A 25,411-nucleotide genomic window follows, 5' to 3' on the forward strand; every position below is an offset into this window, starting at 1 on the left:
GGGCGAGGCCGGAAAACTGACCCGGAAGTTAGTTGCTATACTGCCCCCTATGCTCAAACAACGAACAATCAAACAGCTGGTCAGGACCATCGGCGTCGGACTGCATTCCGGCACCAAGGTCGAACTCACCCTGCGCCCGGCCGCGCCCGATACCGGCATCATCTTCCGCCGCGTCGACCAGGATCCGCCGGTCGTGCTGCCGGCGGCCGCCGATGGCGTAGGCGATACCCGCATGGCTTCCGTGCTGGACAAGGGCGGCGTGCGCGTTTCCACCGTCGAACACCTGATGTCGGCCTGTGCGGGCCTCGGCATCGACAACCTCTACATCGACGTCACCGCCGAGGAAATACCGATCATGGACGGCTCCGCCGCCTCCTTCGTATTCCTGCTGCAGCAGGCGGGGCTGGAAGAACAGAACGCGCCCAAGCGTTTCATCCGCGTCAAGAAACCGGTGGAAGTGCGGGAAGGCAGCGGCGCCCAGGAAAAATGGGCGAGGCTGGAACCCTACGATGGTTTCAAGCTGCGCTTCTTCATTGAATTCAATCATCCGGCGGTCGACGTCACCGGCCAGATCGCCGAAGTCGATTTCGACACGGATTCCTACATCCGCGAGATTGCCCGCGCGCGCACCTTCGGCTTCATGCAGGACGTGGAAACCCTGCGCGGCCTCGGCCTGATCCGCGGCGGTTCACTCGAGAATGCGATCGTGATGGACGAGTACCGGATCCTCAACCCGGACGGCCTGCGCTACGACAACGAGTTCGTGCGCCACAAGATCCTGGACGCCATCGGCGACCTCTACCTGGTCGGCCGCCCGCTGCTGGCGAGTTATGTCGCCCACAAGTCCGGCCACACGCTCAACAACCTGCTGCTGCGCGAGCTGCTGTCGCAACCCGACGCCTACGAGATCGTGACCTTCGAATCCGCCGACAAGGCGCCTCGGGCTTATGCGCCGCAACTGCTCGAGGAGTGGGCGTAGCAGAGGTCAGGGTACAGAGGTCAGGTTACAGAGGGTGGAGTCTGCAGCTGGCGCTCGCCGCGACGCTCTGACCTCTGACCTCTGTCACCTGTAACCTGACACGTGCCGCTTCAGCATGGCTTCCAGCGCTGCTTTCAGTTCCTGATTCTGCGGCGTCTCTTCCAGTGATTCCTTCAGTGATGCAAGCGCCGACTTGGCCGCGGAGGGCAGTACCAGCTGCTTCTGCGGTCTTGTCTTTTCTGCAATCTTTCTGACTTGCACTTTAATTCGTATTGCGCTAACCTGCCACCCGCCCTTGAGCAGGGCCTCTTGCAGTTTTGGCAATTGCTGCTTGAGTTTGGCGGCGAAGGCAGCGTTCGGCGCGGCCAGCACCAGCTGGCCGGACTCGAACGAAAGCACGGAGCAGGCGTCAAAAAGCGCGGGCAATACCGACGCGCAGTCCTGCTGCAAGGCAGCCAGGCGTGCGACCGTCGGCAGCAGCGCGGCCATCTTGTCGTTGCCGCGCAAAAAATCCGATACGCCGCGCGAAGTCTGTACATGCTGTGCAGACTTTGCGCCTGTCTGGCGGATGGGGAATGAGGCAAAGCGTTTCATGGGTCGCACCATATCACAAGCGACACGCCTTTTCGCCCCTGCCGAGGATCACGAGGAGCTGTCATGCAGATCATCTTGTTGCACCCCCGCTTCAGCGCCAGGACGATCACGCTCAGCCACTGGCATCTGATGCTGGCCGGCGTCCTGTTTGTCGGGGCGGTCATTCTCGCGTCTTCCCTCCTGTATTACCTGACCATCCGCTATGCCGGCAGCGTCGACCTGCCGCTGGTGCGCGACATGGTGGCCGCCAACAGCCAGGATGACGATGCCCGCAAGGACAAGTACGTGCGGGAAAACCTGGCGGCGATGGCGATGAAGGTGGGCGAGATGCAGGCCCAGCTGATGCGCCTGGATGCGCTCGGCGAGCGGGTGCAGGGCCTGGCCGGCGTCAAGCCGCAGGAATTCAATTTCCGCGAGCTGCCGGGCCGCGGCGGCGCGGAGTCGAGCAGCATGCCGCAGCCCCAGCTTTCGATGGAAGACTTCCAGGCGCTGCTGGACCGCATGGCGCGCGATGTCGAACACCGCGCCGACTACATGAACGTGGTCGAGACCACGCTGATGTCGCAAAAGGTCAAGGCCCGTCTGCTGCCCACGGTGCAGCCGGTCAATGTCAGCTACAACGCCTCCGGCTTCGGCTGGCGGCTCGACCCGTTCTCCGGCCGCAGCGCCTTCCATGAAGGCATCGACTTCCCCGCCCCGGTCGGCACGCCGATCGTCGCCGCCGCCGGCGGAGTGGTGATCGCCGCCGAATACCATCACCAGTTCGGCAACATGGTGGAGATCGACCACGGCAACGACATGGTCACCCGCTATGCCCATGCATCGAAGCTGCGCGTGAAGCTCGGCGACATCGTGCGCCGCGGCCAGCACGTCGCCGACATCGGCTCCACCGGCCGCTCGACCGGCGCCCATCTGCATTTCGAAGTCCTGGTCAAGGGCGTGCAGCAGGATCCGCACAAGTTCCTGGCGGCCGGCGCCGACCCGACCAAGCTCAACGCCCTCGCCGCGAAATAGGGACAGGCCGGCCGGGCGGACCGTCCCTCAGCGCCGGCTATTGTTTCCTGACCGGCAATCCCCATCTGCCCCGGAAGTGCGTCTGTGTTTGCGCAAGCCGCCTGTCCGGCATCCGTTCCCGGCGGGACGCCGGCCCGAACCTGCGTGCTAAAATCCGCAATTTAGCCGAGCCGGTTATTGGCAGAACCAGCCTTCGCGTCATCCAAATTCATAATCAAGCATGTCATTTCTGACCCAGATTTTCGGCAGCCGCAACCAGCGACTGATCAAGCAGTACCAGAAAACCGTCCGTGAGATCAATGCGCTCGAGCCGGCGATGGAAAAGCTGTCGGACGCCGAACTGCAGGCCAAGACGGCCGAGTTCAAGCAGCGCGCGGCCCAGGGCACGACGCTCGACGACCTGCTGGTGGAAGCCTTCGCGGTCTGCCGCGAGGCCAGCAAGCGGGTGCTGAAGATGCGCCACTTCGACGTGCAGCTGATCGGCGCCATGGTGCTCCACTACGGCAAGATCGCGGAGATGGGTACCGGCGAAGGCAAGACGCTGATGGCGACGCTGGCCGCCTACCTCAATGCATTGTCCGGCAAGGGCGTGCACGTGGTGACCGTCAACGACTATCTCGCCCAGCGCGACGCCGAATGGATGGGCAAGCTGTACGGCTGGCTGGGACTGACCACCGGCGTTAACCTGTCGCAGATGCCGCATGACGCCAAGCAGGCCGCCTATGCGGCCGACATCACCTACGGCACCAACAACGAATACGGCTTCGACTACCTGCGCGACAACATGGTCTACGACACGCGCGACCGCGTGCAGCGCGGGCTGAATTTCGCGATCGTCGATGAGGTCGACTCCATCCTGATCGACGAGGCGCGCACCCCGCTGATCATCTCCGGGCAGGCGGAGGACCATACCGAGCTGTATCTGAAGATGAATGAAATCCCGCCGCTGCTGACCCGGCAGATCGGCGAGGAGACCCCGGACGGCAAGGGCAAGATCGAAGTCCCGGGCGACTACACCAAGGATGAAAAGGCGCACCAGGTCCTGCTGACGGAAGCCGGCCATGAAAAGGCGGAAGAAATCCTCACCCGGATGGGCCTGCTGCCCGAGGGCGCCTCGCTCTACGACCCGGCCAACATCACCCTGATCCATCACCTGTACGCCGCCCTGCGGGCCCATGTGCTGTACCACAAGGATCAGCACTATGTGGTGCAGAACGGCGAAGTGGTGATCGTCGACGAATTCACCGGCCGCCTGATGTCCGGCCGCCGCTGGTCCGAGGGCCTGCACCAGGCGGTGGAAGCCAAGGAGCGGGTCAAGATCCAGGCCGAGAACCAGACCCTGGCCTCGATCACCTTCCAGAATTACTTCCGCATGTACGGCAAGCTGGCCGGCATGACCGGCACCGCCGATACCGAGGCCTACGAATTCCAGGAGATCTACGGCCTCGAAACCGTGGTCATTCCGCCGAACCGTCCGAGCCAGCGCAAGGACCGCCAGGACCAGGTCTACCGCAGCGCCGAGGAAAAGTACAACGCGGTGGTCAACGACATCAAGGACTGCTACGAGCGCGGCCAGCCGGTCCTGGTCGGCACCACCTCGATCGAGAATTCCGAGCTGATCTCCGGCGTCCTCAACAAGCACAAGCTGCCGCACAACGTGCTCAACGCCAAGCAGCACGCGCGCGAGGCGGAGATCATCGCCCAGGCCGGCCGCCCGAGGATGATCACCATCGCCACCAACATGGCCGGCCGCGGCACCGACATCGTGCTCGGCGGGAACGTGGACAAGCAGATCCAGCTGATCGAAGCCAATCCCGATATCGCCGACGCCGACAAGCAGGCCCAGGCCAAGACCCTGCGCGATGAATGGCAGTCGCTGCATGAGCAGGTGGTGGCCAGCGGCGGCCTGCACATCATCGGCACCGAGCGTCACGAATCCCGCCGCATCGACAACCAGCTGCGCGGCCGCGCCGGCCGCCAGGGCGACCCGGGCTCCTCGCGCTTCTACCTGTCGCTCGACGACCCGCTGCTGCGCATCTTCGCCGGCGACCGCGTGCGCGCGATCATGGACCGCCTGAAGATGCCGGAAGGCGAACCGATCGAGGCCGGCATCGTCAGCCGCTCCATCGAGTCGGCCCAGCGCAAGGTCGAGGCACGCAACTTCGACATCCGCAAGCAGCTGCTCGAGTACGACGACGTCGCCAACGACCAGCGCAAGGTGATCTATCAGCAGCGCAACGAGCTGCTGGAGACGCAGGACGTCTCCGACATGATCGCCAACCTGCGCCAGGGCGTCTTCACCGAAGTATTCCGCAGCCATGTGCCGGAAGAGTCGATGGAAGAACAGTGGGACATCAAGGGACTCGAGGCGGTGCTTGCCAATGAATGGCAGCTCCAGGTGCCGCTGTCGGCGATGCTGGAGGCCGAGCCCGACCTCACCGACGAAGACCTGCTCGAGCGCGTGCTCAAGGCCGCCGGCGATGCCTATGACGCCAAGGTCGCGATCGTCGGCAGGGAAGGTTTCGGCGGTTTCGAGCGCAGCGTGATGTTGCAGAGCATCGACAGCCACTGGCGCGAACACCTCGCCGCCCTCGACCACCTGCGCCAGGGCATCCACCTGCGCGGCTATGCGCAGAAGAACCCGAAGCAGGAATACAAGCGCGAAGCCTTCGAGCTGTTCGGCCAGATGCTCGACCTGATCCGGAACGAAGTGGTGAGCACGGTGATGACGGTGCGCATCCAGTCGCAAGAGCAGATCGAGGCCGCCGAGCAGCAGATGGCGCAGCCGCACCTCGAGAACGTGCACTACCAACACGCCGACTTCAATCCGAACGCGGCGCCGGAAGAACTGCTCGCGCCAGTGGCGACCGCGGACGACGGCCGGCAGCCGGTCGCCAACGCCATGCCGAAGGTCGGCCGCAACGATCCCTGCCCCTGCGGCAGCGGCAAGAAGTACAAGCAGTGCCATGGCAAGCTGAGCTGACGGCAGCCTGGCAAGCGCGAAGAAGGGCGGGGCAACCCGCCCTTTTCATTTGGGGCTGGCGGGCGGCGCGGCCGCTTGCGTTTACAATTACGCTCTTGTTCAACCGTCTTTCCCCACCGTCATGGCCGTCAATCTCCCGCTCCCCGTCGCCGCCAACCTGAAACCCGTCCCCGGCATCGAACTCGGTTACGCCGAAGCCGGCGTGCGCAAGGCCAACCGCAAGGACCTGCTGGTCATGAAGCTGGGTGAAGGCGCCAGCGTCGCCGGCGTGTTCACGCAAAACCGTTTCTGCGCCGCGCCGGTGCAGGTCTGCAAGACCCATCTGCAGGGACTGCAGTCGGGCGGCAAGGGCATCCGCGCGCTGGTGATCAATACCGGCAATGCCAATGCAGGCACCGGCGATGCGGGACTGGCCAATGCCAACGCGACCTGCAGCGCGCTCGCCGAACTGCTCGGCTGCGACGCGTCCCAGGTCCTGCCTTTCTCCACCGGCGTGATTCTCGAGCCGCTGCCGGTCGAGCGCATCGTCGCCGGCATGCCGCAGGCGATCGCCAACCTCAAGCCGGACAACTGGTACAACGCCGCCGAGTCCATCATGACCACCGACACCCAGCCCAAGGCGGCGTCGCGCACGGTCCTCATCAACGGCAAGACCGTCACCATGACCGGCATCAGCAAGGGGGCCGGCATGATCAAGCCCAACATGGCGACCATGCTCGGCTTCCTCGCGATGGACGCGAAGGTCTCGCAGCCGCTGCTGGAGCGCATGGTCAAGGCCGCGGCCGACAAGTCCTTCAACTGCATCACCATCGACGGCGATACCTCGACCAACGACTCCTTCATGCTCATCGCCACCGGCGCCGGCGCGCTGGAGGTCAGTGATGCGGACAGCGCCGAATACGCGCAGCTCGTCGCCGCCGTGACCGACCTGTCGCAGGAGCTGGCGCAGATGATCGTGCGCGACGGCGAAGGCGCGACCAAGCTCATGACCATCACGGTGGAAGAGGGCGCGAGCATCGAAGAGTGCCGCAAGATCGCCTACGCGATCGGCCATTCTCCCCTGGTCAAGACCGCCTTCTATGCCTCCGATCCCAATCTCGGACGCATCCTGGCGGCGATCGGTTACGCGGGCGTGGACGATCTCGACGTCGCCAGGATCAATCTCTGGCTGGACGACGTCTGGGTCGCGAAGAACGGCGGCCGCAATCCCGACTACAAGGAAGAGGACGGGCAGCGGGTGATGAAGCAGAGCGAGATCACGATCCGCGTCAAGCTGGCGCGCGGCAGCGAGAGCGCGACGATCTGGACCTGCGACCTCTCGCACGACTACGTCAGCATCAACGCCGACTACCGGTCCTGACATGACGCAGCTCGATCAATTCCTGCAGCGCGCAGAAGCGCTGCTGGCGCGCCTCGAAGCCGTCCTGCCGCCGGGTACGCCGGCGCCCGACTGGAGCGCCGGACCGGCGTTCCGCTGGCGCAAGCCGGGCGGCAAGGGCAGCCGCGGCTGGCTGCAGCCGGTCGCGCACATCGCGCGCATCACGCTCGACGACCTGCACAACATCGGCCCGCAGAAAGAGCAGATCGACCAGAACACGCGTCAGTTCGTCGAGGGGCGTCCGGCCAACAATGTGCTGCTGACCGGCGCCCGCGGTACCGGCAAGTCCTCGCTGATCAAGGCCTGCCTGAACCGCTATGCGGCGCAGGGCCTGCGCCTCATCGAGGTCGACAAGGAAGATCTGTCCGACCTGCCGGACATCGTCGACCTGGTCGCCGCGCGTCCCGAGCGTTTCGTGATCTTCTGCGACGATCTCTCCTTCGAGGAAGGCGAGGGCGGCTACAAGGCGCTCAAGGTCGCGCTCGACGGCAGCATCTCGGCGCAGTCCGACAATGTGCTGATCTACGCCACCTCGAACCGCCGTCACCTGATGCCGGAACGGATGTCCGACAACGCCAGCTACGTGCATACCGAGGATGGCGACCTGCATCCGGGCGAGACGGTGGAAGAGAAGATTTCCCTGTCCGAGCGCTTCGGCCTCTGGGTCTCGTTCTATCCGTTCCGCCAGGACGACTATCTCGACATCGTCGCGCACTGGCTGCGTCACTTCGGCTGCGACGATGGCGCGATCGAGGCTGCGCGCGCCGACGCCCTGCGCTGGGCGCTGCAGCGCGGTTCGCGCTCCGGGCGGGTGGCCTGGCAGTTCGCGAAGGACTACGCGGGCCGCACCCGTGGCTGAGACGACTACCCGGAAGGCGCCGGTCGAGGTCGTCGTCGGCATCCTGATGAAGGAAGACGGCGACGTGCTCCTCGGCCAGCGGCCGGATGGCAAGCCCTATGCGGGCTACTGGGAATTCCCGGGCGGCAAGGTCGAGCCCGGCGAATCGCTGTTCGAGGCATTGCGGCGAGAGCTGATCGAAGAGCTGGGCGTCGAGATACTCGACGGCGAACCCTGGTGCTGCGTCGAGCATGTCTACCCGCACGCCCATGTCAGGCTGCATTTCTTCATCTGCCGGCAGTGGCGGGGCGAACCGCAGAGCCTCGAGGGCCAGGCCTTCGCGTGGCAGGGCCATGTCGCCGTCGAACCGCTGCTGCCCGCGACCATTCCGCTGATCGAGTGGCTCAACCGCCTGCGCTGGAAGACGGATCAGGTGTAATGATTTCTGTACGCTGTACAGATTTTCGTACGGATCTTCCAAGCCACTGATATTCAAGTTTCTTTTCATTCCTGCCGCCGGGCGCGCCGAAAAGTGTATGAAATGATGTACACCCGGCCGACCGGCCGGATCATGGCTAAATACCTGATCTCAAAGCACTTTCATTTCTGGCACAGGCGTTGCTGTATGTACAGCCATACCCGGCCGTCCGGGTCCTCGATCAACCAGAACAGGAAGCAGCGTGAAAATCATCGTATTGGGCAGCGGCGTCATCGGTACCACTTCGGCCTGGTATCTCGCGCAACAGGGGCATGAGGTCACCGTGGTCGACCGCCAGAGCGGTGCCGGCCTCGAGACCAGCTTTGCCAACGCCGGCGAAGTCTCGCCCGGTTATTCGGCGCCCTGGGCCGCGCCCGGCATCCCGCTCAAGGCGATGAAATGGCTGCTGATGAAGCACAGCCCGCTCGTCATCCGCCCCGGCATGGACCCGGCCATGTGGCGCTGGGTCTGGCAGATGCTGATGAACTGCACCGCCAGCCGCTACGAAATCAACAAGAGCCGCATGGTGCGTCTGGCCGAATACAGCCGCGACTGCCTGATCGCCCTGCGCAGCGCGACCGGCATCGAGTACGACCAGCGCACCCAGGGCACGCTGCAGCTGTTTCGCACCCAGCAGCAGCTCGACGCCGCGGCGCAGGACATCGCGGTCCTGCAGCGCTCGGGCGTGCCCTACGAGTTGCTCGACCCGGCGGGCTGCATCGCGGTCGAACCCGCGCTCGCGCATGTGCGCGGAAAGTTCGTCGGCGCCCTGCGCCTGCCCAATGACGAGACCGGCGACTGCTTCAAGTTCACCGGCAACCTGGCAAAGCTGGCCGAGCAGGCCGGCGTGAAATTCCGCTACGGCGTCGGCATCGAGCGCCTCGAGACCGACGGCAGCCGCATTACCGGCGTGCGCACCTCGGTCGGCGACCTCAAGGCCGACAGCTATGTGCTCGCCCTCGGCAGCTACTCGCCGCTGCTGCTGCGCGACGTCGGCATCCGGGTCCCGGTCTACCCGATCAAGGGTTACTCGATCACGGTCCCGATCGAGGACGCCGCCGGCGCGCCCGAATCGACCGTGATGGACGAGACCTACAAGGTGGCGATCACCCGTCTTGGCGACCGCATCCGCGTCGGCGGCACCGCCGAGATCGCGGGTTACGACCTCACGCTGCGGGCAGCGCGACGCGCCACCCTCGAGCATTCGGTGGGCGACCTGTTCCCGCGCGGCGGCGACCTCGCCAAGGCGGAGTTCTGGTGCGGCCTGCGTCCGATGACGCCGGACGGTACGCCCGTCATGGGCCCGACCCGCTACCGCAACCTCTACCTCAACACCGGCCACGGCACGCTGGGCTGGACCATGGCCTGCGGCGCCGGCCGCGTGCTGGCCGACCTGGTGTCGGGCCGGCGCCCGGAGATCGACACCGAGGGCCTCTTCATCGACCGCTACGGCCGCGAGCCGCTGCAGCGGCAGGCGCCCCGGAGCGCACATGCCTGAGGCGCGTACCGCATGCCGAAGCGGTATCATCTGCAGGGCGCACGCGCCGCGTCCGCCCTGCAACCGTCAGCGCTTCCTTCTCCATGCGGATAGATGTCCAGTTCGCCGACCGTGTCGGCATCGCTCATGAAATCCTTGCCGTCCTCGCCCGCCGCGACATGAACGTGGTGGCGGTCGAGGTCGACACCGCCGACGTCTTCATCGATATCCCCGAGCTCACGCCGGAACTGCTGCCCTCATTGCGCGAGGACTTCCTGCGGGTGTCGGGCGTGCTCGCGGTCCAGGTGGTCGATGTGCTGCCCGGCGCGCGCCGCCGGTTGCACCTCGATACGCTGCTGGCAGTGATGGCCGATCCCATCATGGCGGTCGATGCCGAGGGCCGCGTGATCGCCGCCAATGCCGCCGCCGCCGCCGTGGCCCACATGAACGAAAGCGAATTGCAGGGCAAGACCCTTGGCGAACTGTTCGGCGAGGACGGCCTGCAGGCCGAACTCCTCGAGCGCCGCTTTCAGGCACCGCCGCGCGAGGTGCGCCTGCATGGCGAGCCCTTCCTGCTGGAGGCGACGCCGGTGTCCGAGCCGGTCGATTCCGCGCTCGGGCATACGGTGGGTGGCGTCGTCACCCTGCATGCGCCGAGACGGCTCGGCGGACGCCTGCACGCGCTGCAGCACTCCGGCGGATTCGATGCCATCATCGGCGAGTCGGAGCCGGTGCGCGCGCTCAAGGCGCGGGCGGCGCGGGTGGCGATGGTGGATGCGCCGCTGCTGATCGTCGGCGAGACCGGCACCGGCAAGGAACTGGTGGCGCAGGCCTGTCATGCGGCCAGTCCGCGCGGCAGCGCCCCCTTTCTGGCGCTGAATTGCGCGGCACTGCCGGAGAGTCTGGCCGAGAGCGAACTCTTCGGCTACATGTCCGGCGCTTTCTCGGGCGCGCAGCGCGGCGGCAAGCCCGGCCTGATCGAGATGGCCGACGGCGGCACCGTGTTCCTCGACGAGATCGGCGAAATGTCGCTCTACCTGCAGGCCAAGCTGCTGCGCTTCCTGAACGACGGCCGCTTTCGCCGCATCGGCAGCGATCGCGAAATCAAGGTGAACGTGCGCATCATCAGCGCCACCCACCGCAACCTGCGCAAGATGGTGGCCGAGGGAAGCTTCCGGGAAGATCTCTTCTATCGACTGAACGTGCTGCAGCTGGAAGTGCCGGCGCTGCGCGAACGCCCCGACGACATCCTGCTGCTGGCCCGGCATTTCATCGAGCGTGCCTGCGCGCAGGCGCAGAAGCCGATCTGCCGGCTCAGCGCCCAAGCCTGCGCGGCGCTCGTCGCGCATGCCTGGCCCGGCAACGTGCGGCAACTGCAGAACGTGGTGTTCCGCGCGATCACGATGACCGACAAGCGGTTGCTGGACGCGGACGATCTCGACCTCGCGGAAGGCGGCGCCGTCAGCGCCCGCGTCGTCCAGCCCGGCGAAGCCGACGACTGGGAGCAGGCGATCGCCGCATTCGAGCGGTCTTTTCTGGAAAGCCTGTATCCGCGCTATCCGTCCACGCGCAAGCTCGCGCTGCGGCTGCGCACCTCGCATTCGATGATCGCGGGGAAGCTGCGCAAGTACGGAATTACAGGAAGGTAGGACCGCGCAGGCCTAGTGCGCGGAGTTGCCGTCGTCGTCGAAGTCCTTGGGCGGATTGACGGCGGGGATGCTGTACTTTTCCTCGGCCCACGCGCCCAGGTCGATCTGCTTGCAGCGCTCGGAGCAGAAAGGGCGGTACTTGTTCTTGTCGGTCCACTCGACCTTTGCCCCGCAGGTGGGGCAGTTCACAACGGTCGCCATCTTGTCTTCAGAAATTGCAGAGAGTCAGTTCGAACGGCACGTCGCTTTCCAGGGACTTCGGCTTCATGTCCCCGTCCTGCATCGTGAAGCGAACCCACAGCATATACTTGTTGGCCGAAATTTCGGGGATCGCGCCGAGGCTCTCGTCGATCGACAGCCGCAGCATCTGGTACACCTTGCCCTGCAACATCTGCTGGAAGCTGCCGCCCGCAGCGGCCGCGCTCATGGTTCGGCCGGATTCGCGCAGCAGGCGCAGCACCAGGCTGATCGCCTCGAACAGCGGCAGCAGCGGCGCGAACCAGCCGGAGATGTCGTCGAAACGCTGCTGCGGCGTACGGTGCTGCCAGGCATAGTAGGAAGGCAGATCGAATTCGCAGGCGCCGCCGGGAATGATGGTGCGTCCGCGGATGCTCATCAGCCACTCGTTGTCGCGCACGTTCTGGCCCGTCTTGCCCTGGGCCGACATCAGCGCGGTGCTGCAGCGGTCGACTTCGGACAGCACCGCATCCAGGCGCCCGCTCTCGACGTTCGGATTGGACTTGAATCCCAGCAGCGTCTGCTTCTGGCGCTCCAGCTCCTGCAGCAGGTCGGATTTCAGGTCGGCACGGCCCGCCACCTCCAGCATTTCGAAGATGGTCGAGAGCGCGACGTGGTGTTGCCAGGGGTGCTCCTGGTGCAGGAAAAACGCGAACTTCTCGTACAGATCTTCCAGCCGCAGCAGAGTGCGAATACGCTCATTGAAAGGGTATTCGTAGGTGATCAAAATGACGTCCTTCTACTTGATGGTTGGGCTGGAAGGCTTGGGCTGAAAGCAATTGTGTGATTCTGAACGATGCGATGAAAAATTACAAATAGCGGCGGGCATCAGCCGCCCTTGCAGCGTGTAATCGTTTGTTACGGGGGAGGGGCGGCGGCCTGCGCGGCGAGCGACAGATAGTGCGCGTGCAGCCGGTCGACCTGCGGAGCCAGCGATTGCGCGTCGCCGTCGTTGTCGATCACGTCGTCCGCCGCCGCCAGCCGCTGCTCGCGGGTCGCCTGTGCGGCCATGATGGCGCGCACCTGTGCCTCGGGGAGTCCGCTGCGGCTCATCACCCGGCGCACCTGGGTCTGTTCCGCGCAATCGACCACCAGCACGCGCGAGACGCGCTCGCGCCAGCCGCGCGACTCGACCAGCAGCGGCACGACGAAGATCAGATAGGCACCAGTGGCGGCCTGCGCGGCGCGCTCGGTCTCGATGCGGATCAGCGGATGCAGGATGGCTTCCAGCCGTGCCTTGGCGCCCGCCTCGGAAAACACATACTCGCGCATGCGGGCGCGATCCATCGCACCCTCGGCGGTGAGGAAGGAGGCGCCGAATTGCGCATGGATCTGCGCGATCGCGGCGCCGCCGGGCGCGGTGAGCTGATGCGCGATCAGGTCGGTATCCACCAGCGAAGCGCCGCGCGCGGCGAACATGTCGGCGACCGTCGTCTTGCCGCTGCCGATGCCGCCGGTGAGGCCGATCGAGAATCTGCGCGCGCCGCTCATGGCACGCGCCTCAGACGGGGAAGCCGAGATAGGCTTCGACCAGGTCCTTGCCCCAGAACAGCGCGATCAGTCCCGCGGCCGCGAGATAGGGGCCGAAGGGGATCGGCTTGTTGCGGCCGTGACGGGCGAACACGATGAGCGCGATGCCCACCAGCGCGCCGACCAGCGACGACAGCAGGATGATCACCGGCAGCATCTTCCAGCCCAGCCAGGCGCCGAGTGCGGCCAGCAGCTTGAAGTCGCCATAGCCCATGCCTTCCTTGCCGGTGACCAGCTTGAACAGCCAGTACACCGCCCACAGGATGAGGTATCCGGCGGCCGCGCCGATCACCGCGTCGGCGAGCGGAACGAAGGTGGCGTTCAGGTTGAGCAGCAGGCCCGCCCAGAGCAGGGGCAGGGTCAGGTCGTCCGGCAGCAGCTGGGTATCGAAATCGATGAAGGTCATCGCGATCAGCATATAGGCAAACAGCAGCGTTGCCAGGCCGGCGATGCCGCTGCCGAAATGCCAGACGAGCACGCCGGAGAGGACGCCGGTAAGCAGTTCGACCAGCGGATAGCGCGGCGAGATCGGCGCCTTGCACGACGAGCACTTGCCGCGCAATACCAGCCAGCTGATGACGGGGATGTTTTCCAGCGCGCCGATCTGATGGCCGCAGTGGGGACAGGCCGAGCGCGGGACCATCAGGTTGTAGCGATCGGTATGGGGCAGGGGCTTGCCGCTTTCCTGCGCCACATAGTTGTCCGACTCGCGCTGCATCATGCGGGGCACGCGATGAATCACGACGTTCAGGAAACTGCCGATCAGCAGGCCGAACACGACGGCGACCGCCGACGGCAGCGCGCCGCCGGCCGGCGCGAACAGAACCAGATCGAACATCAGACGACCGCCCCGAGCTTGAAGATCGGCAGGTACATCGCCACCACCAGGCCGCCGATCAGCACCCCGAGGATGGCCATGATCAGCGGTTCCATGAGGCTGGACAGGGACTCCACCGCGTCGTCGACCTCCGCTTCGTAGAAATCGGCCACCTTGGACAGCATCTGGTCGAGTGCGCCCGACTCCTCGCCGATGGCGACCATCTGCGTCACCATGTTCGGGAAGACGTTAACGTTCTGCATGGACGCAGTCAGGCTGGTGCCGGTGCTGACTTCGGTCTGGATCTTGCGGGTGGCTTCCGCGTACACGATATTGCCGGACGCGCCGCCCACGGAGTCGAGCGATTCCACCAGCGGCACACCCGCGGCAAACATGGTCGAGAGCGTACGGGTCCAGCGCGCGATGGTCGCCTTGCGGATCACTTCGCCGAAGATCGGCGCACGCAGCAGCGCGCGGTCCATGAAGGCCTGCACCTTGGGCGAGCGCTTCCAGGACTGGAAGAACAGATAGAGGCCGGCGAACAGGCTGCCGAAGATCAGGTACCAGTAAGCCACGAAGAAATCCGAGATCGCCATCACGAACAGCGTCGGCGCCGGCAGGTCGGCGCCGAAGCTCTTGAACACTTCCTTGAAGGCCGGCACCACCCAGATCATGATCACCGAGGTCACCACGAAGGCGACCACCAGGATGGAAATCGGGTAGAACAGGGCGGACTTGATCTTGCCCTTGATCGCCTGCGTCTTTTCCTTGTAGGTGGCCAGACGGTCGAGCAGGTCTTCCAGGATGCCCGCCTGTTCGCCGGCGCTGACCAGGTTGCAGAACAGGCTGTCGAAGTACAGCGGAAACTTGCGGAAGGCCTGGTTCAGGCTGCTGCCGGTCTCGACATCGGTGCGGATGTCGTTGATCAGCTTGGCCACCGCCGGGTTGGCGTGACCCTTGCCCACGATGTCGAAGGCCTGCAGCAGCGGCACGCCTGCCTTCATCATGGTGGCCAGCTGGCGGGTGAACAGCGTGATGTCCTTGTCGCTCACCTTCTTGCCGGTCGAGAAGGACTTCTTCTTGACCTTGGTGACGAGTATGCCCTGCCGGCGCAGCGTGGCGTTGACCAGGGTTTCGCTGGCCGCGCGCAGTTCGCCCTTGACCACCTTGCCGGTCTTGTCCTTGCCTTCCCAGGCGAAGATCGAATCCTTTACCGCGCCCGCAGTCTTGCCTGCCGCAGTTGCCATGTCTTCCCCTCTATTCGTTGGTGCAGCCGAGCACTTCTTCCAGGCTGGTGAGGCCCTGCTTGACCTTGACCAGGCCGGCTTCGCGCAGCGTCTTCACGCCGTCGCGCCTGGCCTGTTCCTCGATTTCCAGCGCGGTGCCGTGCGCCAGGATGATGCGTTCGATTTCCTCGCTGATCGGCATGATCTGATAGATGCCGACCCGGCCCTTGTAGCCGCTGCCATTGCAGCGTTCGCATCCTACAGGCTTGTAGGGCATCCAGGTGCCGTCGAGTTCCTCTTCCTTGAAGCCCGCCTGCAGCAGCGCTTCGTCGGGCACCACCGTCGGCTGCTTGCAGCTGCACAGCCGCCGGGCCAGACGCTGGGCGGTGATCATGATCACGGAGGAGGCGATGTTGAACGGCGCCACCCCCATGTTCATCAGGCGGGTGAGGGTGGACGGCGCATCGTTGGTGTGCAGCGTCGAGAAGACCATGTGGCCTGTCTGCGCCGCCTTGATCGCGATGTCGGCGGTTTCCAGGTCGCGGATTTCGCCGACCATGATGATGTCCGGATCCTGACGCAGGAAGGCCTTGAGCGCCGCCGCGAACGTCAGGCCCGCCTTGTCGTTGACATTGACCTGGTTGACCCCGGGCAGGTTGATTTCCGCAGGATCTTCCGCGGTCGAAATATTGATGCCGGGCTTGTTCAGGATGTTGAGGCAGGTGTACAGCGACACCGTCTTGCCCGAACCCGTCGGACCGGTCACCAGCACCATGCCGTACGGCCGCTGGATCGCATCCATCAGCAGCGCCTTCTGGTCCGGATCGTAGCCGAGCGCATCGATGCCCATCTGCGCCTGGCTCGGATCGAGAATACGCATCACGATCTTTTCGCCGAACAGCGTGGGCAGCGTGCTCACGCGGAAGTCGATGGCACGCGTCTTGGACAGCACCAGCTTCATGCGTCCGTCCTGCGGCACCCGTTTTTCCGAAATGTCGAGCTTGGAGATGACCTTCACCCGCGATGCGAGTTTTTCCTTGATGGCCAGGGGCGGCTGCGCGATCTCCCGCAACACCCCGTCGATACGGAAGCGAATGCGGTAGAACTTCTCGAAGGGCTCGAAATGCAAGTCCGACGCGCCCATGTTGATCGCGTCGATCAATATCTTCTGCAGGAACTTGACGACCGGCGCATCGTCGATGTCCGCCGTCGCCGACTCGCCGGCCGCGGCCGCCGCGGCGGCGCCCATTTCCTCTTCGCTGAAATCGACGTCCAGGTCGTCGCCGATCAGCTCGTCGAGATTCTGCTCCGCGCTCTGGCCGAGCTTGTCGATCAGTTGCACCAGCTGCGTGTGCTCGACGATCACCGGCTCCACCGCCAGTTCGGTCTGGAACTTGATCTGGTCCAGGGTCTGCGTGTCGGTCGGATCCGAAATCGCTATCGAGACCTTGTTGCCGCGCTTGGCCAGCGCGAGCACCCGGCGCTTCTGCATCAGCTTCGGATCGACGACGTTGTCGGGCAGGTAGCTGCGGTTGAGCGCCGACAGATCGAGCTGCGGATAGCCGAAGGTCTCGGCGCAGAACGCCGCGAGCGAGCGCGCATCGATGACGGCGCTGCCGACGAGCACGTCGATGAACGGCGTCTTCTCGCTGTGCGCCTGCTTGCTGAGCGCCTCGGCCTGCTGCGCGCTCAGCCTTCCGGCCTGCACCAGCGCGCGCGCCAGGCCGGGCACCGGCACCGCTGAGGTCTGATTGGGGAGAACCGCCGCCATGAAATGTGTGAGGAAAGCCGCTGAGGGCAGAGTCATCCAGTGCGTCAGATAATGCCTATAGGCATCTGATTTGTAAAGGCATTGTGGCCAAACCGACATCGTGTGTCGGTCGCATTGGAGAAAAGCGTTGCGCGCATGACATGCGAACGTGCGAATCGCATTGACGCGAACAGCGGCGAGGCGGACAGGTGAGGGAGGTCTTGCGGGACGCCGCCGAAGGAATCATGGCGACTGTTGATACGCGACGGGTCGCGTGATATTGCGGAAGGAATTGGTCGGGGTGAGAGGATTCGAACCTCCGGCCTCTACGTCCCGAACGTAGCGCTCTACCAGGCTAAGCTACACCCCGATTTTCCTTGTCGGTCTGTTGAAATCCGCTAGTGATTTCGGTCGACCGCGAAAGCGCATAATTGTAGCAGAGCATCCTTGAATTTACTAGTGCCGATTCCGGAAATTGCGCTGGCTGCCTGCTGTGCGGCCTTTTCCGCCGCGCGCTTGGTGTATTCGAGCGCGCCGGAGCCGGTGATCGCCGCGAGCACCTGGTCGAAGTGCTGCTCGTCGCCGGTCTCGATGCAGCTGCGCACCAGGCTGCGCTGCGCAGCGGTGCCGTGCTGCATCAGGTAGATCAGGGGCAGGGTGGGTTTTCCTTCGCGCAGATCGTCGCCGACGTTCTTGCCGATGTCGCTCGCATTGCCCGAGTAGTCCAGAACATCGTCGATCAGCTGGAAGGCGGTGCCCACGGAGCGGCCGTATTCGGCGGCGGCGTCGATCTCCGCTTCCGAGGCGCCGGCGATCAGCGCGCCGAGCTGGGCGGCCGCCTCGAACAGCTTCGCGGTCTTGGAGCGGATCACCTGCAGGTAGCGTTCCTCGGTCACGTCGGGGTCGTGCATGTTGAGCAGTTGCAGGACCTCGCCCTCGGCGATGACGTTGGTGGCGTCGGCCAGGATCTGCATCACCCGCATGTTCCGGATCGAGACCATGATCTGGAACGCGCGGGAATAGACGAAGTCGCCGACCAGCACCGCTGCCGCATTGCCGAACATCGCGTTGGCCGTGGCCCGTCCGCGCCGCAGGGAGGATTCGTCGACGACGTCGTCATGCAGCAGGGTGGCGGTGTGGATGAATTCGACCACCGCCGCCAGGTCGTGGTGATGGGCGCCGCGATAGCCGAAGGCATTCGCCATAAGCAGCACCAGCACCGGCCGGATACGCTTGCCGCCCGCCCCGATGATGTACTCCGAGATCTGATTCACCAGCGGCACTTCCGAATGAAGCTGCCGGCGGATGACGCTGTTGACGGCTTCGAGATCGGCGGAAATGGGCTCGATGATCCCGTTCTGGGACGCGGGTTGGAGTGCGGCGGACAAGATGGAACCTGAGGAATCGTGAATTTCACGGATTATACGATGACTAATGACTCACGTTACGGTCCCGGCGGCGCCCGCGGGACGCGGGCTGCCCGGAATACAGTGCCCGCCGCGCTTTGACTGGCCCACTAAGTCTATGTATAATCAGCGGTTTTCCCGATTCTGCCTGGCATCTGAAGCGACGGATCGAGAAGAAAAAGTTCTTTAGTCAATAATCGATGAGGTTCATATGTACGCGGTCATAAAAACCGGCGGCAAACAATACAAGGTTGCTGCTGGCGAAAAACTCAAAGTAGAACAGATACCGGCTGACATTGGTTCCGAAATCACCCTCGATCAAGTGCTCGCTGTGGGCGCTGGCGACAGCATCAGGTTCGGTGCTCCGCTGGTTGAAGGTGCCAAGGTCCAGGCAACGGTAGTGGCGCATGGTCGCCACGACAAGGTGAAGATCTTCAAGATGCGCCGCCGCAAGCACTATCAGAAGCGTCAGGGCCATCGCCAGAACTACACCGAACTGCAAATCGTCTCGATCAACGCATAAGCGGGTCGGGCTAACCGGATACCAAGGAGCTTCACATGGCACACAAAAAAGGCGGCGGCACTACGCGAAACGGCCGCGATTCCGAGTCGAAACGACTGGGCGTCAAGGTCTACGGCGGTCAGGCCATCAATGCCGGCGGCATCATCATCCGTCAGCGCGGCACCCGCGTGCACGCAGGCGAGAACGTCGGCGTGGGCAAGGATCACACCCTGTTTGCGCTGGTCGACGGCAAGGTGCAGTTCTGCACCAAGGGCGCTGCCAAGCGTCACGTCGTGACCGTCGTGCCGGCCTGATACCGGCATACACGCAACCAAGGCGCAAGCCTTGCAGCAAAGGGCTCTGCCGCTGGTAGAGCCTTTTTCGTTTTTTGGGCGTGCGCGCGACGCATGCCTTGTTCCCGTCGGCCGAGCGGCCCGACATTTTTTGCGGCATTCCTATGAAGTTCATCGACGAAACAAGAATCGAAGTTATTGCCGGGAACGGCGGTAACGGCATCGTGTCGTTCTGCCGCGAGAAATTCCGGCCTTTCGGCGGCCCCGACGGCGGCGACGGCGGAAAGGGCGGGTCGATCTGGGCCGTGGCGGACCGCAATATCAATACCCTGGTCGACTACCGCTATTCCAAGCTGCACAAGGCGAAGAACGGCGAGCATGGCCGCGGCTCCGACTGCTATGGCAAGGGCGCCGACGACATCGAGCTGCACATGCCCGTCGGTACCCAGATCAGCGACCTCAACAGCGGCGAGATCATCGCCGACCTGACCGAGCACGGGCAGCGCGTGCTGCTCGCCAAGGGCGGCGAGGGCGGCTGGGGCAACATCCATTTCAAGTCCTCCACCAACCGCGCACCGCGCCAGAAGACCGACGGCAAGGAAGGCGAGCGGCGCGAACTGCGGCTGGAACTGAAGGTGCTGGCCGACGTTGGCCTGCTCGGCATGCCCAATGCCGGCAAGTCCACCTTCATCACCGCGGTATCGAACGCGCGGCCGAAGATCGCCGACTACCCGTTCACCACCCTGCATCCCAACCTGGGCGTGGTCAGGGTGAGTCATGAAAAAAGCTTCGTCATCGCCGACATTCCGGGGCTGATCGAGGGCGCGGCGGAAGGCGCGGGCCTCGGCCACCAGTTCCTGCGCCATCTGCAGCGCACCCGCCTGCTGCTGCACATCGTCGACCTCGCGCCGTTCGATGCCGGCGTGGACCCCGTTAAGGAAGCGAAGGCCATCGTCAAGGAACTCAAGAAATACGACGAGAGCCTGTACGACAAGCCGCGCTGGCTGGTGCTCAACAAGCTCGACATGGTGCCGGAAGAGGAGCGCGCCAAGCGGGTGAAGGACTTCGTCAAGCGCTTCGGCTGGAAGGGGCCGGTGTTCGAGATTTCCGCGCTCACGCGCGAGGGCTGCGAAGACCTGATCAATGCGATCTACGAGTACCTGGCCGAGCAGCGCGAGCAGGAGCACCGCGCCCAGGAAACCAGGATGCTGGAAGAGGCGCGCGGCATCTCTTCCATCGACCCGGACGACCCGCGGTTCAAGGTGATCGAGTAGACTTGCCAAGACTGCTGGCCGCACGGGCGGCCGCGAGCATGCAACGCCATCACAAGAACATGAACACGTCCGTCATCCAGAAAGCCCGTCGTCTCATCATCAAGGTCGGCTCCTCGCTCGTCACCAACGACGGCAAGGGGCTCGACAGTGCCGCCATCGCCAAATGGGCGGAGCAGATCGCGCAGCTGCGCGCGCTAGGCAAGGAAGTGGTGCTGGTCAGCTCCGGCGCGATCGCCGAGGGCATGCAGCGGCTCGGTTTCGAGAAACGGCCGACCGGCATCCATGAGCTACAGGCGTGTGCCGCGGTCGGGCAGATGGGCCTGGCGCAGATCTATGAAACCAGCTTCCGGTACCACGGGCTGCGCACCGCGCAGGTCCTGCTGACCCATGCTGACCTCGCCGACCGCGAGCGCTATCTGAATGCGCGCTCGACGCTGTTTACCCTGCTGCACCTCGGGGTGGTCCCGATCATCAACGAGAACGATACCGTCGTCACCGACGAGATCAAGTTCGGCGACAACGATACCCTCGGGGCGCTGGTGGCCAACCTGATCGAAGGCGACGCGCTGATCATCCTGACCGACCAGCGCGGGCTGTACACCGCCGACCCGCGCAAGCATGCGGACGCGGAGTTCGTGCACGAGGCCAAGGCCGGCGATCCGGCGCTGGAAGCTATGGCGGGCGGTGCCGGCACCGGCATCGGCCGCGGCGGCATGCTGACCAAGATACTTGCGGCCAAGCGTGCCGCGACCTCGGGGGCGCACACCGTGATCGCCTGGGGCAGGGAGGACGCGGTGCTGACGCGGCTCGCCTCCGGCGAGGCGATCGGCACCCAGCTCACCGCGCAGACGGCGCAGCTGACCGCACGCAAGCAGTGGATGGCGGATCACCTGCAGACCGCCGGCAAAGTCGTGCTCGATGCAGGTGCCGTCGGCAAGCTGACCGCCGAAGGCAAGTCGCTGCTGCCGATCGGGGTGGTGGAAGTGGCGGGCGAATTCGGCCGCGGCGATGTGATCACCTGCGTCGACGAGCATGGCCGGGCGGTGGCGCGCGGCATGAGCAATTATTCGAGTTCCGACGCCCGCCGCATCATGCGCCGGCCTTCGAGCGAAATCGGCGCCATCCTCGGTTTCGTGGAAGAGCCGGAGCTGATCCACCGCGACAACATGGTGTTGCTGTAGCGGTCCCCGTTCAGCGGTAGTTGTTGCCGTTCAGCGTGCGCTCATAGCGCAGGCGTTCGACGATGTCCGCGGCCTTGCCCGACACCGACAGGCCCTCGCAGATATAGTCCTTGGCCAGCGTCATGTGGTGCTGGTTGGAGCCGATCTTGCGGATGCGTTCCCACTGGTCGCGCCGGGAGCGGCTCCAGCTGCCGTCGGCCTGGCCGAACGCATACAGCTTGCGCTCCCAGGTTTCACAGCGTATTCCCTCGTAGCTGACGTTGCGCGCGCCGCCCTCGGCGGCGGCGGCGACCAGCACATAGCGCACCACCCCGTCGGCGCCGACGCTGATGGAACTGGTGTCGACGAAGAATTTCTGGCTCGACGTCGCCGTGACATTCAGCGGCACCAGGTTCTCCGGCCTGGGTGCCGGCGGCAGCTGTACTTCGATTTCCTTCCAGGGCTTGTCCTCGTCGTCGAATTCCTCTTCGAAGCGCGACTGCGCGCCGGCATTGCCCAGGCCCAGCAGCAGCATGGCCGACAGCAGGCCCCATGCGAGGCGTGAAACGGACAGGTAAGGGCGCGCCCGGCGCCCGGTTGCACGGTATTGCGGCATCATTGTCATTCCGTCTTGGGTTTGGCGACCGGGGCCGGCGGCTCGGCGGGCGCCCGGGGAGCATGGTTCTGGCGCAGGTAGCGCGCGCCGTGGCGCTGGCCGGGCGTGGACGGCCGCTGCAGGAAGCGCGACAGCTCCTGCAGGGCTTTCTGGTAGACCTCGCGCTTGAATTCGATCACGACGTCGAGCGGTACCCAGTAGTCGTGCCAGCGCCAGGCATCGAACTCCGGGTGATCGGTGCAGCGCAGGTTGATGTCGCAGTCCCGGCCCACCATGCGCAACAGGAACCAGATCTGTTTCTGGCCGCGGTAATGGCCGCGCACCTCGCGCTTGATGAAGCGGTCGGGCACCTCGTAACGCAGCCAGTCGCGGGTGCGCCCGATGATCCTGACGTGTTCGGCCTTGAGGCCGACTTCTTCTTCGAGCTCCCGAAACATCGCCTGCTCGGGTGTTTCGCCGAACTTGATCCCTCCCTGCGGGAACTGCCAAGAATGCTCGCGCACTCTTTTCCCCCACCACACCTCGTTGCGCGAGTTGAGCAGGATAATGCCGACGTTCGGGCGGAAGCCTTCCCGATCCAGCATGTTGCACCTCAAAACTTTCTGCGGCTAGACGGTCCTCATTCTTGCGATTTTTTCATCAGAGGTCCCGGCCGTCGTCGTGCGTGCGCGCAGGCCGGCGGCAGCGGAACCAAATGTGTCCCGAACGGGGCGCATCAGCCAGCTAATCCTTTAAAATTGAGTCGATTATAACCCTCTCTTTTTAAAAAGAATTCACCTCCATGCGCGCATCACGTTTTTTTATTTCCACCCTGAAGGAAGCCCCGTCGGACGCCGAGATCGTCAGCCACAAGCTGATGCTGCGCGCGGGGATGATCAAGCGTCTCGGCTCCGGCATCTACACCTACATGCCGATGGGCCTGCGCATCATCCGCAAGGTGGAAAACATCATCCGCGAAGAAATGAACCGCGCCGGCGCGATCGAGCTGCTGATGCCGGTCGTGCAGCCGGCCGAGCTGTGGCAGGAAACCGGCCGCTGGGACAAGATGGGTCCGGAGCTGATGCGGGTCAAGGACCGTCACGGCCGCGATTTCGCGATCCAGCCCACTTCCGAGGAAGTCATCACCGACGTCGTGCGCAACGACATCAAGTCCTACCGCCAGCTGCCGATCAACTTCTATCACATCCAGACCAAGTTCCGCGACGAGCGCCGGCCGCGCTTCGGCCTGATGCGGGGCCGCGAATTCACGATGAAGGACGCCTACTCCTTCGACCGCGACGTGGCCGGCATGCAGCGTTCGTACCAGATCATGTATGACGCCTACGTGCGCATCTTCGAACGCTTCGGCCTGCAGTTCCGCGCGGTGGCCGCGGACAACGGCGCCATCGGCGGCTCGGGCTCGCATGAATTCCACGTGATCGCCGACACCGGCGAGGACGCGCTCGTCTACAGCCCGGAATCCGATTACGCCGCCAACATGGAGGCGGCCGAGGCTGTCGCGCCCGCCACGCCGCGCGCCGCGCCCTCCCAGCCGCTGACCAGGACGCCGACCCCCGGCAAGGCCAAGTGCGAGGCTGTCGCCGAGCTGTTGAATCTGCCGCTGCAGCAGACCGTGAAGTCGATCGTGCTGGCGGTGGACAGCGAAGAGGCGGGTACGCAGGTCTGGCTGCTGATGCTGCGCGGCGACCACGACCTCAACGAAGTCAAGGCGGCCAAGGTGCCCGGCCTGGCGAACTACCGTTTCGCCACCGAGAGCGAGATCGTCGAGCACTTCGGCACCCGTCCGGGCTATCTCGGCCCGATCGGCACGAAGAAGCCGGTACGGGTGGTGGCCGATCGCACCGTGGCGGCGATGAGCGATTTCGTCTGCGGCGCCAACGAAGAGGACTTCCACTTCACCGGCGCGAACTGGGGCCGCGATCTGCCCGAGCCTGAAGTGGCCGATCTGCGCAACGTGGTGGCCGGCGATCCCTCTCCCGACGGGCGCGGCCGTCTCGCGATCCAGCGCGGCATCGAAGTCGGCCATGTGTTCCAGCTCGGCACCCGCTATTCCGAAGACATGCAGGCCACCTATCTCGACGAGACCGGCAAGCCGCAGCTGATGCAGATGGGCTGCTACGGCATCGGCGTGACCCGCATCCTCGGCGCGGCGATCGAACAGAACTTCGACGACAAGGGCATCATCTGGCCGGCGGCGATCGCGCCCTTCCAGGTCGTCCTGTGCCCGATGGGGTATGACCGCAGCGAGATGGTCAGGACCGAAACCGATCGCCTCTACGACGCGCTCATAGCGGCCGGCGTGGACGTCATCCTGGATGACCGCGGCGAGCGCCCGGGCGTGATGTTCGCCGACTGGGAGCTGATCGGCGTGCCGCACCGCGTCGTCATCGGCGAGCGCGGCCTGAAGGAGGGCAAGCTGGAGTATCAGGGCCGGCGCGACGCCGCGGCCACCGCGGTCGCGGTCGCCGAGATGCCCGCCTTCGTGCGTGCCCGTCTGGCAGCCTGAGGCGCGCCGCGCCCCGCGCCCTGTGACGGTACGTCCCCTGCTCTGGCTGCTGATGGCGGGGGCGCTCGCCTTCGGCGGCGCCGCCCATGGCGGCAATCAGAAGGAAGAGGCCCTGGCCGACTCGGTACGGCTGGCGCTGTCACGCGCCATCACCGATCCGCGTCCTCCCCGCCAGGAATTCGCCACGATCGAGGAACGCATCAAGTACCTGCACTGGGTCGGCGAGATGTCGGAGCGCCTGAAGAAGCGCTGGCCGGATACCCAGACCCGGCGCGAATTCCTGCAGACGGTCTGGTACGAGGCGCGCCGCGCGGGACTCGACCCCGGCATGGTGCTCGGCCTGATACAGGTCGAATCCGGCTTCCGCAAGTACGCGGTATCGCATGCCGGCGCGCACGGCTACATGCAGGTCATGCCGTTCTGGACGCGCGTGATCGGCGACGGCGACCGCACCAAGCTGTTCCACATGCAGACCAATCTGCGCTACGGCTGTTCCATCCTGCGCCTCTACCTGGACATGGAGAAGGGGAACCTGTTCCTCGCGCTGGGACGCTACAACGGCAGCCGGGGCAAGCCCGAATACCCGAACCTGGTGCTCGGCGCATGGAAGCGCTGGGAGTTCGAGCCGTAGGACAGAGGGAGGTGCGGAGAAGGCACCAACAAAAACGCCCGCGCGATGCGGGCGTTTTTGTTTGGCCTCTGGA

At 64.7% G+C, this 25,411-nt stretch carries 24 protein-coding genes and 1 tRNA gene; 14 read left to right on the plus strand and 11 right to left on the minus strand.

Annotated elements, in window-relative coordinates; all coding sequences use genetic code 11:
* Positions 1-49: 49 nt before the first annotated feature.
* Positions 50-979, plus strand: a complete 930-nt coding sequence (lpxC, locus tag NCCP691_RS04810) for a UDP-3-O-acyl-N-acetylglucosamine deacetylase (RefSeq protein WP_220807109.1) — start codon at positions 50-52, stop codon at positions 977-979.
* A gap of 84 nt (positions 980-1,063) precedes the next feature.
* Here the strand turns inward: lpxC and NCCP691_RS04815 are convergent, their stop codons facing one another.
* Complete coding sequence (locus NCCP691_RS04815; RefSeq protein WP_220807110.1) at positions 1,064-1,573, minus strand: DciA family protein; 510 nt, start codon at positions 1,571-1,573, stop codon at positions 1,064-1,066.
* A gap of 63 nt (positions 1,574-1,636) precedes the next feature.
* Between NCCP691_RS04815 and NCCP691_RS04820 the strand changes: the two genes are divergently transcribed.
* From NCCP691_RS04820 to NCCP691_RS04850, 7 genes are all read left to right on the plus strand, one after another.
* Positions 1,637-2,587, plus strand: a complete 951-nt coding sequence (locus NCCP691_RS04820) for a M23 family metallopeptidase (protein ID WP_220807111.1) — start codon at positions 1,637-1,639, stop codon at positions 2,585-2,587.
* A gap of 220 nt (positions 2,588-2,807) precedes the next feature.
* Positions 2,808-5,570: a preprotein translocase subunit SecA gene (secA, locus tag NCCP691_RS04825; protein WP_220807112.1), complete on the plus strand. Its 2,763-nt coding sequence runs from the start codon at positions 2,808-2,810 to the stop codon at positions 5,568-5,570.
* A gap of 121 nt (positions 5,571-5,691) precedes the next feature.
* Positions 5,692-6,930 carry a bifunctional glutamate N-acetyltransferase/amino-acid acetyltransferase ArgJ gene (argJ, locus tag NCCP691_RS04830; protein WP_220807113.1) on the plus strand — a complete coding sequence of 413 codons (1,239 nt, stop codon included), beginning with the start codon at positions 5,692-5,694 and terminating at the stop codon, positions 6,928-6,930.
* A 1-nt stretch (position 6,931) separates the two neighbouring features.
* A complete protein-coding gene (locus tag NCCP691_RS04835) occupies positions 6,932-7,807 on the plus strand; it encodes an ATP-binding protein (RefSeq protein ID WP_220807114.1) in 876 nt (291 codons plus the stop codon).
* Entirely contained in the window at positions 7,800-8,225 is a 426-nt protein-coding gene (locus tag NCCP691_RS04840) for an NUDIX domain-containing protein (protein WP_274387222.1), read from the plus strand. Before NCCP691_RS04835 ends, NCCP691_RS04840 begins: the two co-directional genes overlap by 8 nt.
* A 241-nt stretch (positions 8,226-8,466) precedes the next feature.
* Positions 8,467-9,762, plus strand: coding sequence for a D-amino acid dehydrogenase (locus NCCP691_RS04845; protein ID WP_220807115.1), 1,296 nt, complete (start codon positions 8,467-8,469; stop codon positions 9,760-9,762).
* Positions 9,763-9,845: 83 nt separating this feature from the next.
* Complete coding sequence (locus NCCP691_RS04850) at positions 9,846-11,390, plus strand: sigma 54-interacting transcriptional regulator (protein WP_220807116.1); 1,545 nt, start codon at positions 9,846-9,848, stop codon at positions 11,388-11,390.
* Between the two features lie 12 nt (positions 11,391-11,402).
* Here the strand turns inward: NCCP691_RS04850 and yacG are convergent, their stop codons facing one another.
* The 8 genes from yacG to ispB form a co-directional block, all read right to left on the minus strand.
* Complete coding sequence (gene yacG / locus NCCP691_RS04855; protein ID WP_220807117.1) at positions 11,403-11,591, minus strand: DNA gyrase inhibitor YacG; 189 nt, start codon at positions 11,589-11,591, stop codon at positions 11,403-11,405.
* 7 nt (positions 11,592-11,598) lie between these two features.
* Positions 11,599-12,354, minus strand: coding sequence for a cell division protein ZapD (zapD, locus tag NCCP691_RS04860; protein ID WP_220807118.1), 756 nt, complete (start codon positions 12,352-12,354; stop codon positions 11,599-11,601).
* Between the two features lie 131 nt (positions 12,355-12,485).
* Complete coding sequence (coaE, locus tag NCCP691_RS04865; RefSeq protein WP_220807119.1) at positions 12,486-13,118, minus strand: dephospho-CoA kinase; 633 nt, start codon at positions 13,116-13,118, stop codon at positions 12,486-12,488.
* Positions 13,119-13,128: 10 nt separating this feature from the next.
* On the minus strand, positions 13,129-13,995 hold the full coding sequence (locus NCCP691_RS04870) for a prepilin peptidase (RefSeq protein ID WP_220807120.1): 867 nt from the start codon (positions 13,993-13,995) through the stop codon (positions 13,129-13,131).
* Positions 13,995-15,221 carry a type II secretion system F family protein gene (locus tag NCCP691_RS04875; protein WP_220807121.1) on the minus strand — a complete coding sequence of 409 codons (1,227 nt, stop codon included), beginning with the start codon at positions 15,219-15,221 and terminating at the stop codon, positions 13,995-13,997. Before NCCP691_RS04875 ends, NCCP691_RS04870 begins: the two co-directional genes overlap by 1 nt.
* A gap of 10 nt (positions 15,222-15,231) precedes the next feature.
* The gene (gene pilB, locus NCCP691_RS04880; protein WP_220807122.1) at positions 15,232-16,971 is read right to left on the minus strand and encodes a type IV-A pilus assembly ATPase PilB; all 1,740 of its coding nucleotides are present in this window, start codon (positions 16,969-16,971) and stop codon (positions 15,232-15,234) included.
* A 272-nt stretch (positions 16,972-17,243) separates the two neighbouring features.
* Positions 17,244-17,320, minus strand: a tRNA-Pro gene (locus NCCP691_RS04885).
* 28 nt (positions 17,321-17,348) lie between these two features.
* Positions 17,349-18,338, minus strand: a complete 990-nt coding sequence (gene ispB, locus NCCP691_RS04890) for an octaprenyl diphosphate synthase (protein WP_220807123.1) — start codon at positions 18,336-18,338, stop codon at positions 17,349-17,351.
* Between the two features lie 229 nt (positions 18,339-18,567).
* On the opposite strand from ispB, the gene rplU reads away from it, so the two are divergent.
* The 4 genes from rplU to proB all read left to right on the plus strand — a co-directional run bounded on the left by rplU (position 18,568) and on the right by proB (position 21,606).
* Positions 18,568-18,879, plus strand: coding sequence for a 50S ribosomal protein L21 (gene rplU / locus NCCP691_RS04895; RefSeq protein ID WP_089397768.1), 312 nt, complete (start codon positions 18,568-18,570; stop codon positions 18,877-18,879).
* A 35-nt stretch (positions 18,880-18,914) separates the two neighbouring features.
* The gene (gene rpmA, locus NCCP691_RS04900) at positions 18,915-19,172 is read left to right on the plus strand and encodes a 50S ribosomal protein L27 (protein WP_220807124.1); all 258 of its coding nucleotides are present in this window, start codon (positions 18,915-18,917) and stop codon (positions 19,170-19,172) included.
* A gap of 143 nt (positions 19,173-19,315) precedes the next feature.
* Entirely contained in the window at positions 19,316-20,425 is a 1,110-nt protein-coding gene (gene obgE / locus NCCP691_RS04905) for a GTPase ObgE (protein WP_220807125.1), read from the plus strand.
* A 59-nt stretch (positions 20,426-20,484) separates the two neighbouring features.
* Positions 20,485-21,606 (plus strand): glutamate 5-kinase, encoded by a 1,122-nt coding sequence (gene proB / locus NCCP691_RS04910; RefSeq protein WP_220807126.1) that lies wholly within the window; start codon positions 20,485-20,487, stop codon positions 21,604-21,606.
* Positions 21,607-21,616: 10 nt separating this feature from the next.
* Here proB and NCCP691_RS04915 read toward each other — a convergent pair whose 3' ends face one another.
* Together NCCP691_RS04915 and NCCP691_RS04920 are read right to left on the minus strand one after the other, a co-directional pair.
* Positions 21,617-22,204 carry a CNP1-like family protein gene (locus tag NCCP691_RS04915; RefSeq protein WP_238482317.1) on the minus strand — a complete coding sequence of 196 codons (588 nt, stop codon included), beginning with the start codon at positions 22,202-22,204 and terminating at the stop codon, positions 21,617-21,619.
* Positions 22,205-22,206: 2 nt separating this feature from the next.
* Complete coding sequence (locus tag NCCP691_RS04920) at positions 22,207-22,785, minus strand: RNA pyrophosphohydrolase (RefSeq protein WP_220807127.1); 579 nt, start codon at positions 22,783-22,785, stop codon at positions 22,207-22,209.
* Between the two features lie 197 nt (positions 22,786-22,982).
* On the opposite strand from NCCP691_RS04920, the gene NCCP691_RS04925 reads away from it, so the two are divergent.
* Positions 22,983-24,707, plus strand: a complete 1,725-nt coding sequence (locus tag NCCP691_RS04925; protein WP_220807128.1) for a proline--tRNA ligase — start codon at positions 22,983-22,985, stop codon at positions 24,705-24,707.
* A 52-nt stretch (positions 24,708-24,759) separates the two neighbouring features.
* The gene (locus NCCP691_RS04930; protein ID WP_220807197.1) at positions 24,760-25,338 is read left to right on the plus strand and encodes a lytic transglycosylase domain-containing protein; all 579 of its coding nucleotides are present in this window, start codon (positions 24,760-24,762) and stop codon (positions 25,336-25,338) included.
* Positions 25,339-25,411 lie beyond the last annotated feature (73 nt).

Source organism: Noviherbaspirillum aridicola (genome assembly GCF_019656455.1).
GTDB lineage: Bacteria > Pseudomonadota > Gammaproteobacteria > Burkholderiales > Burkholderiaceae_D > Noviherbaspirillum > Noviherbaspirillum aridicola.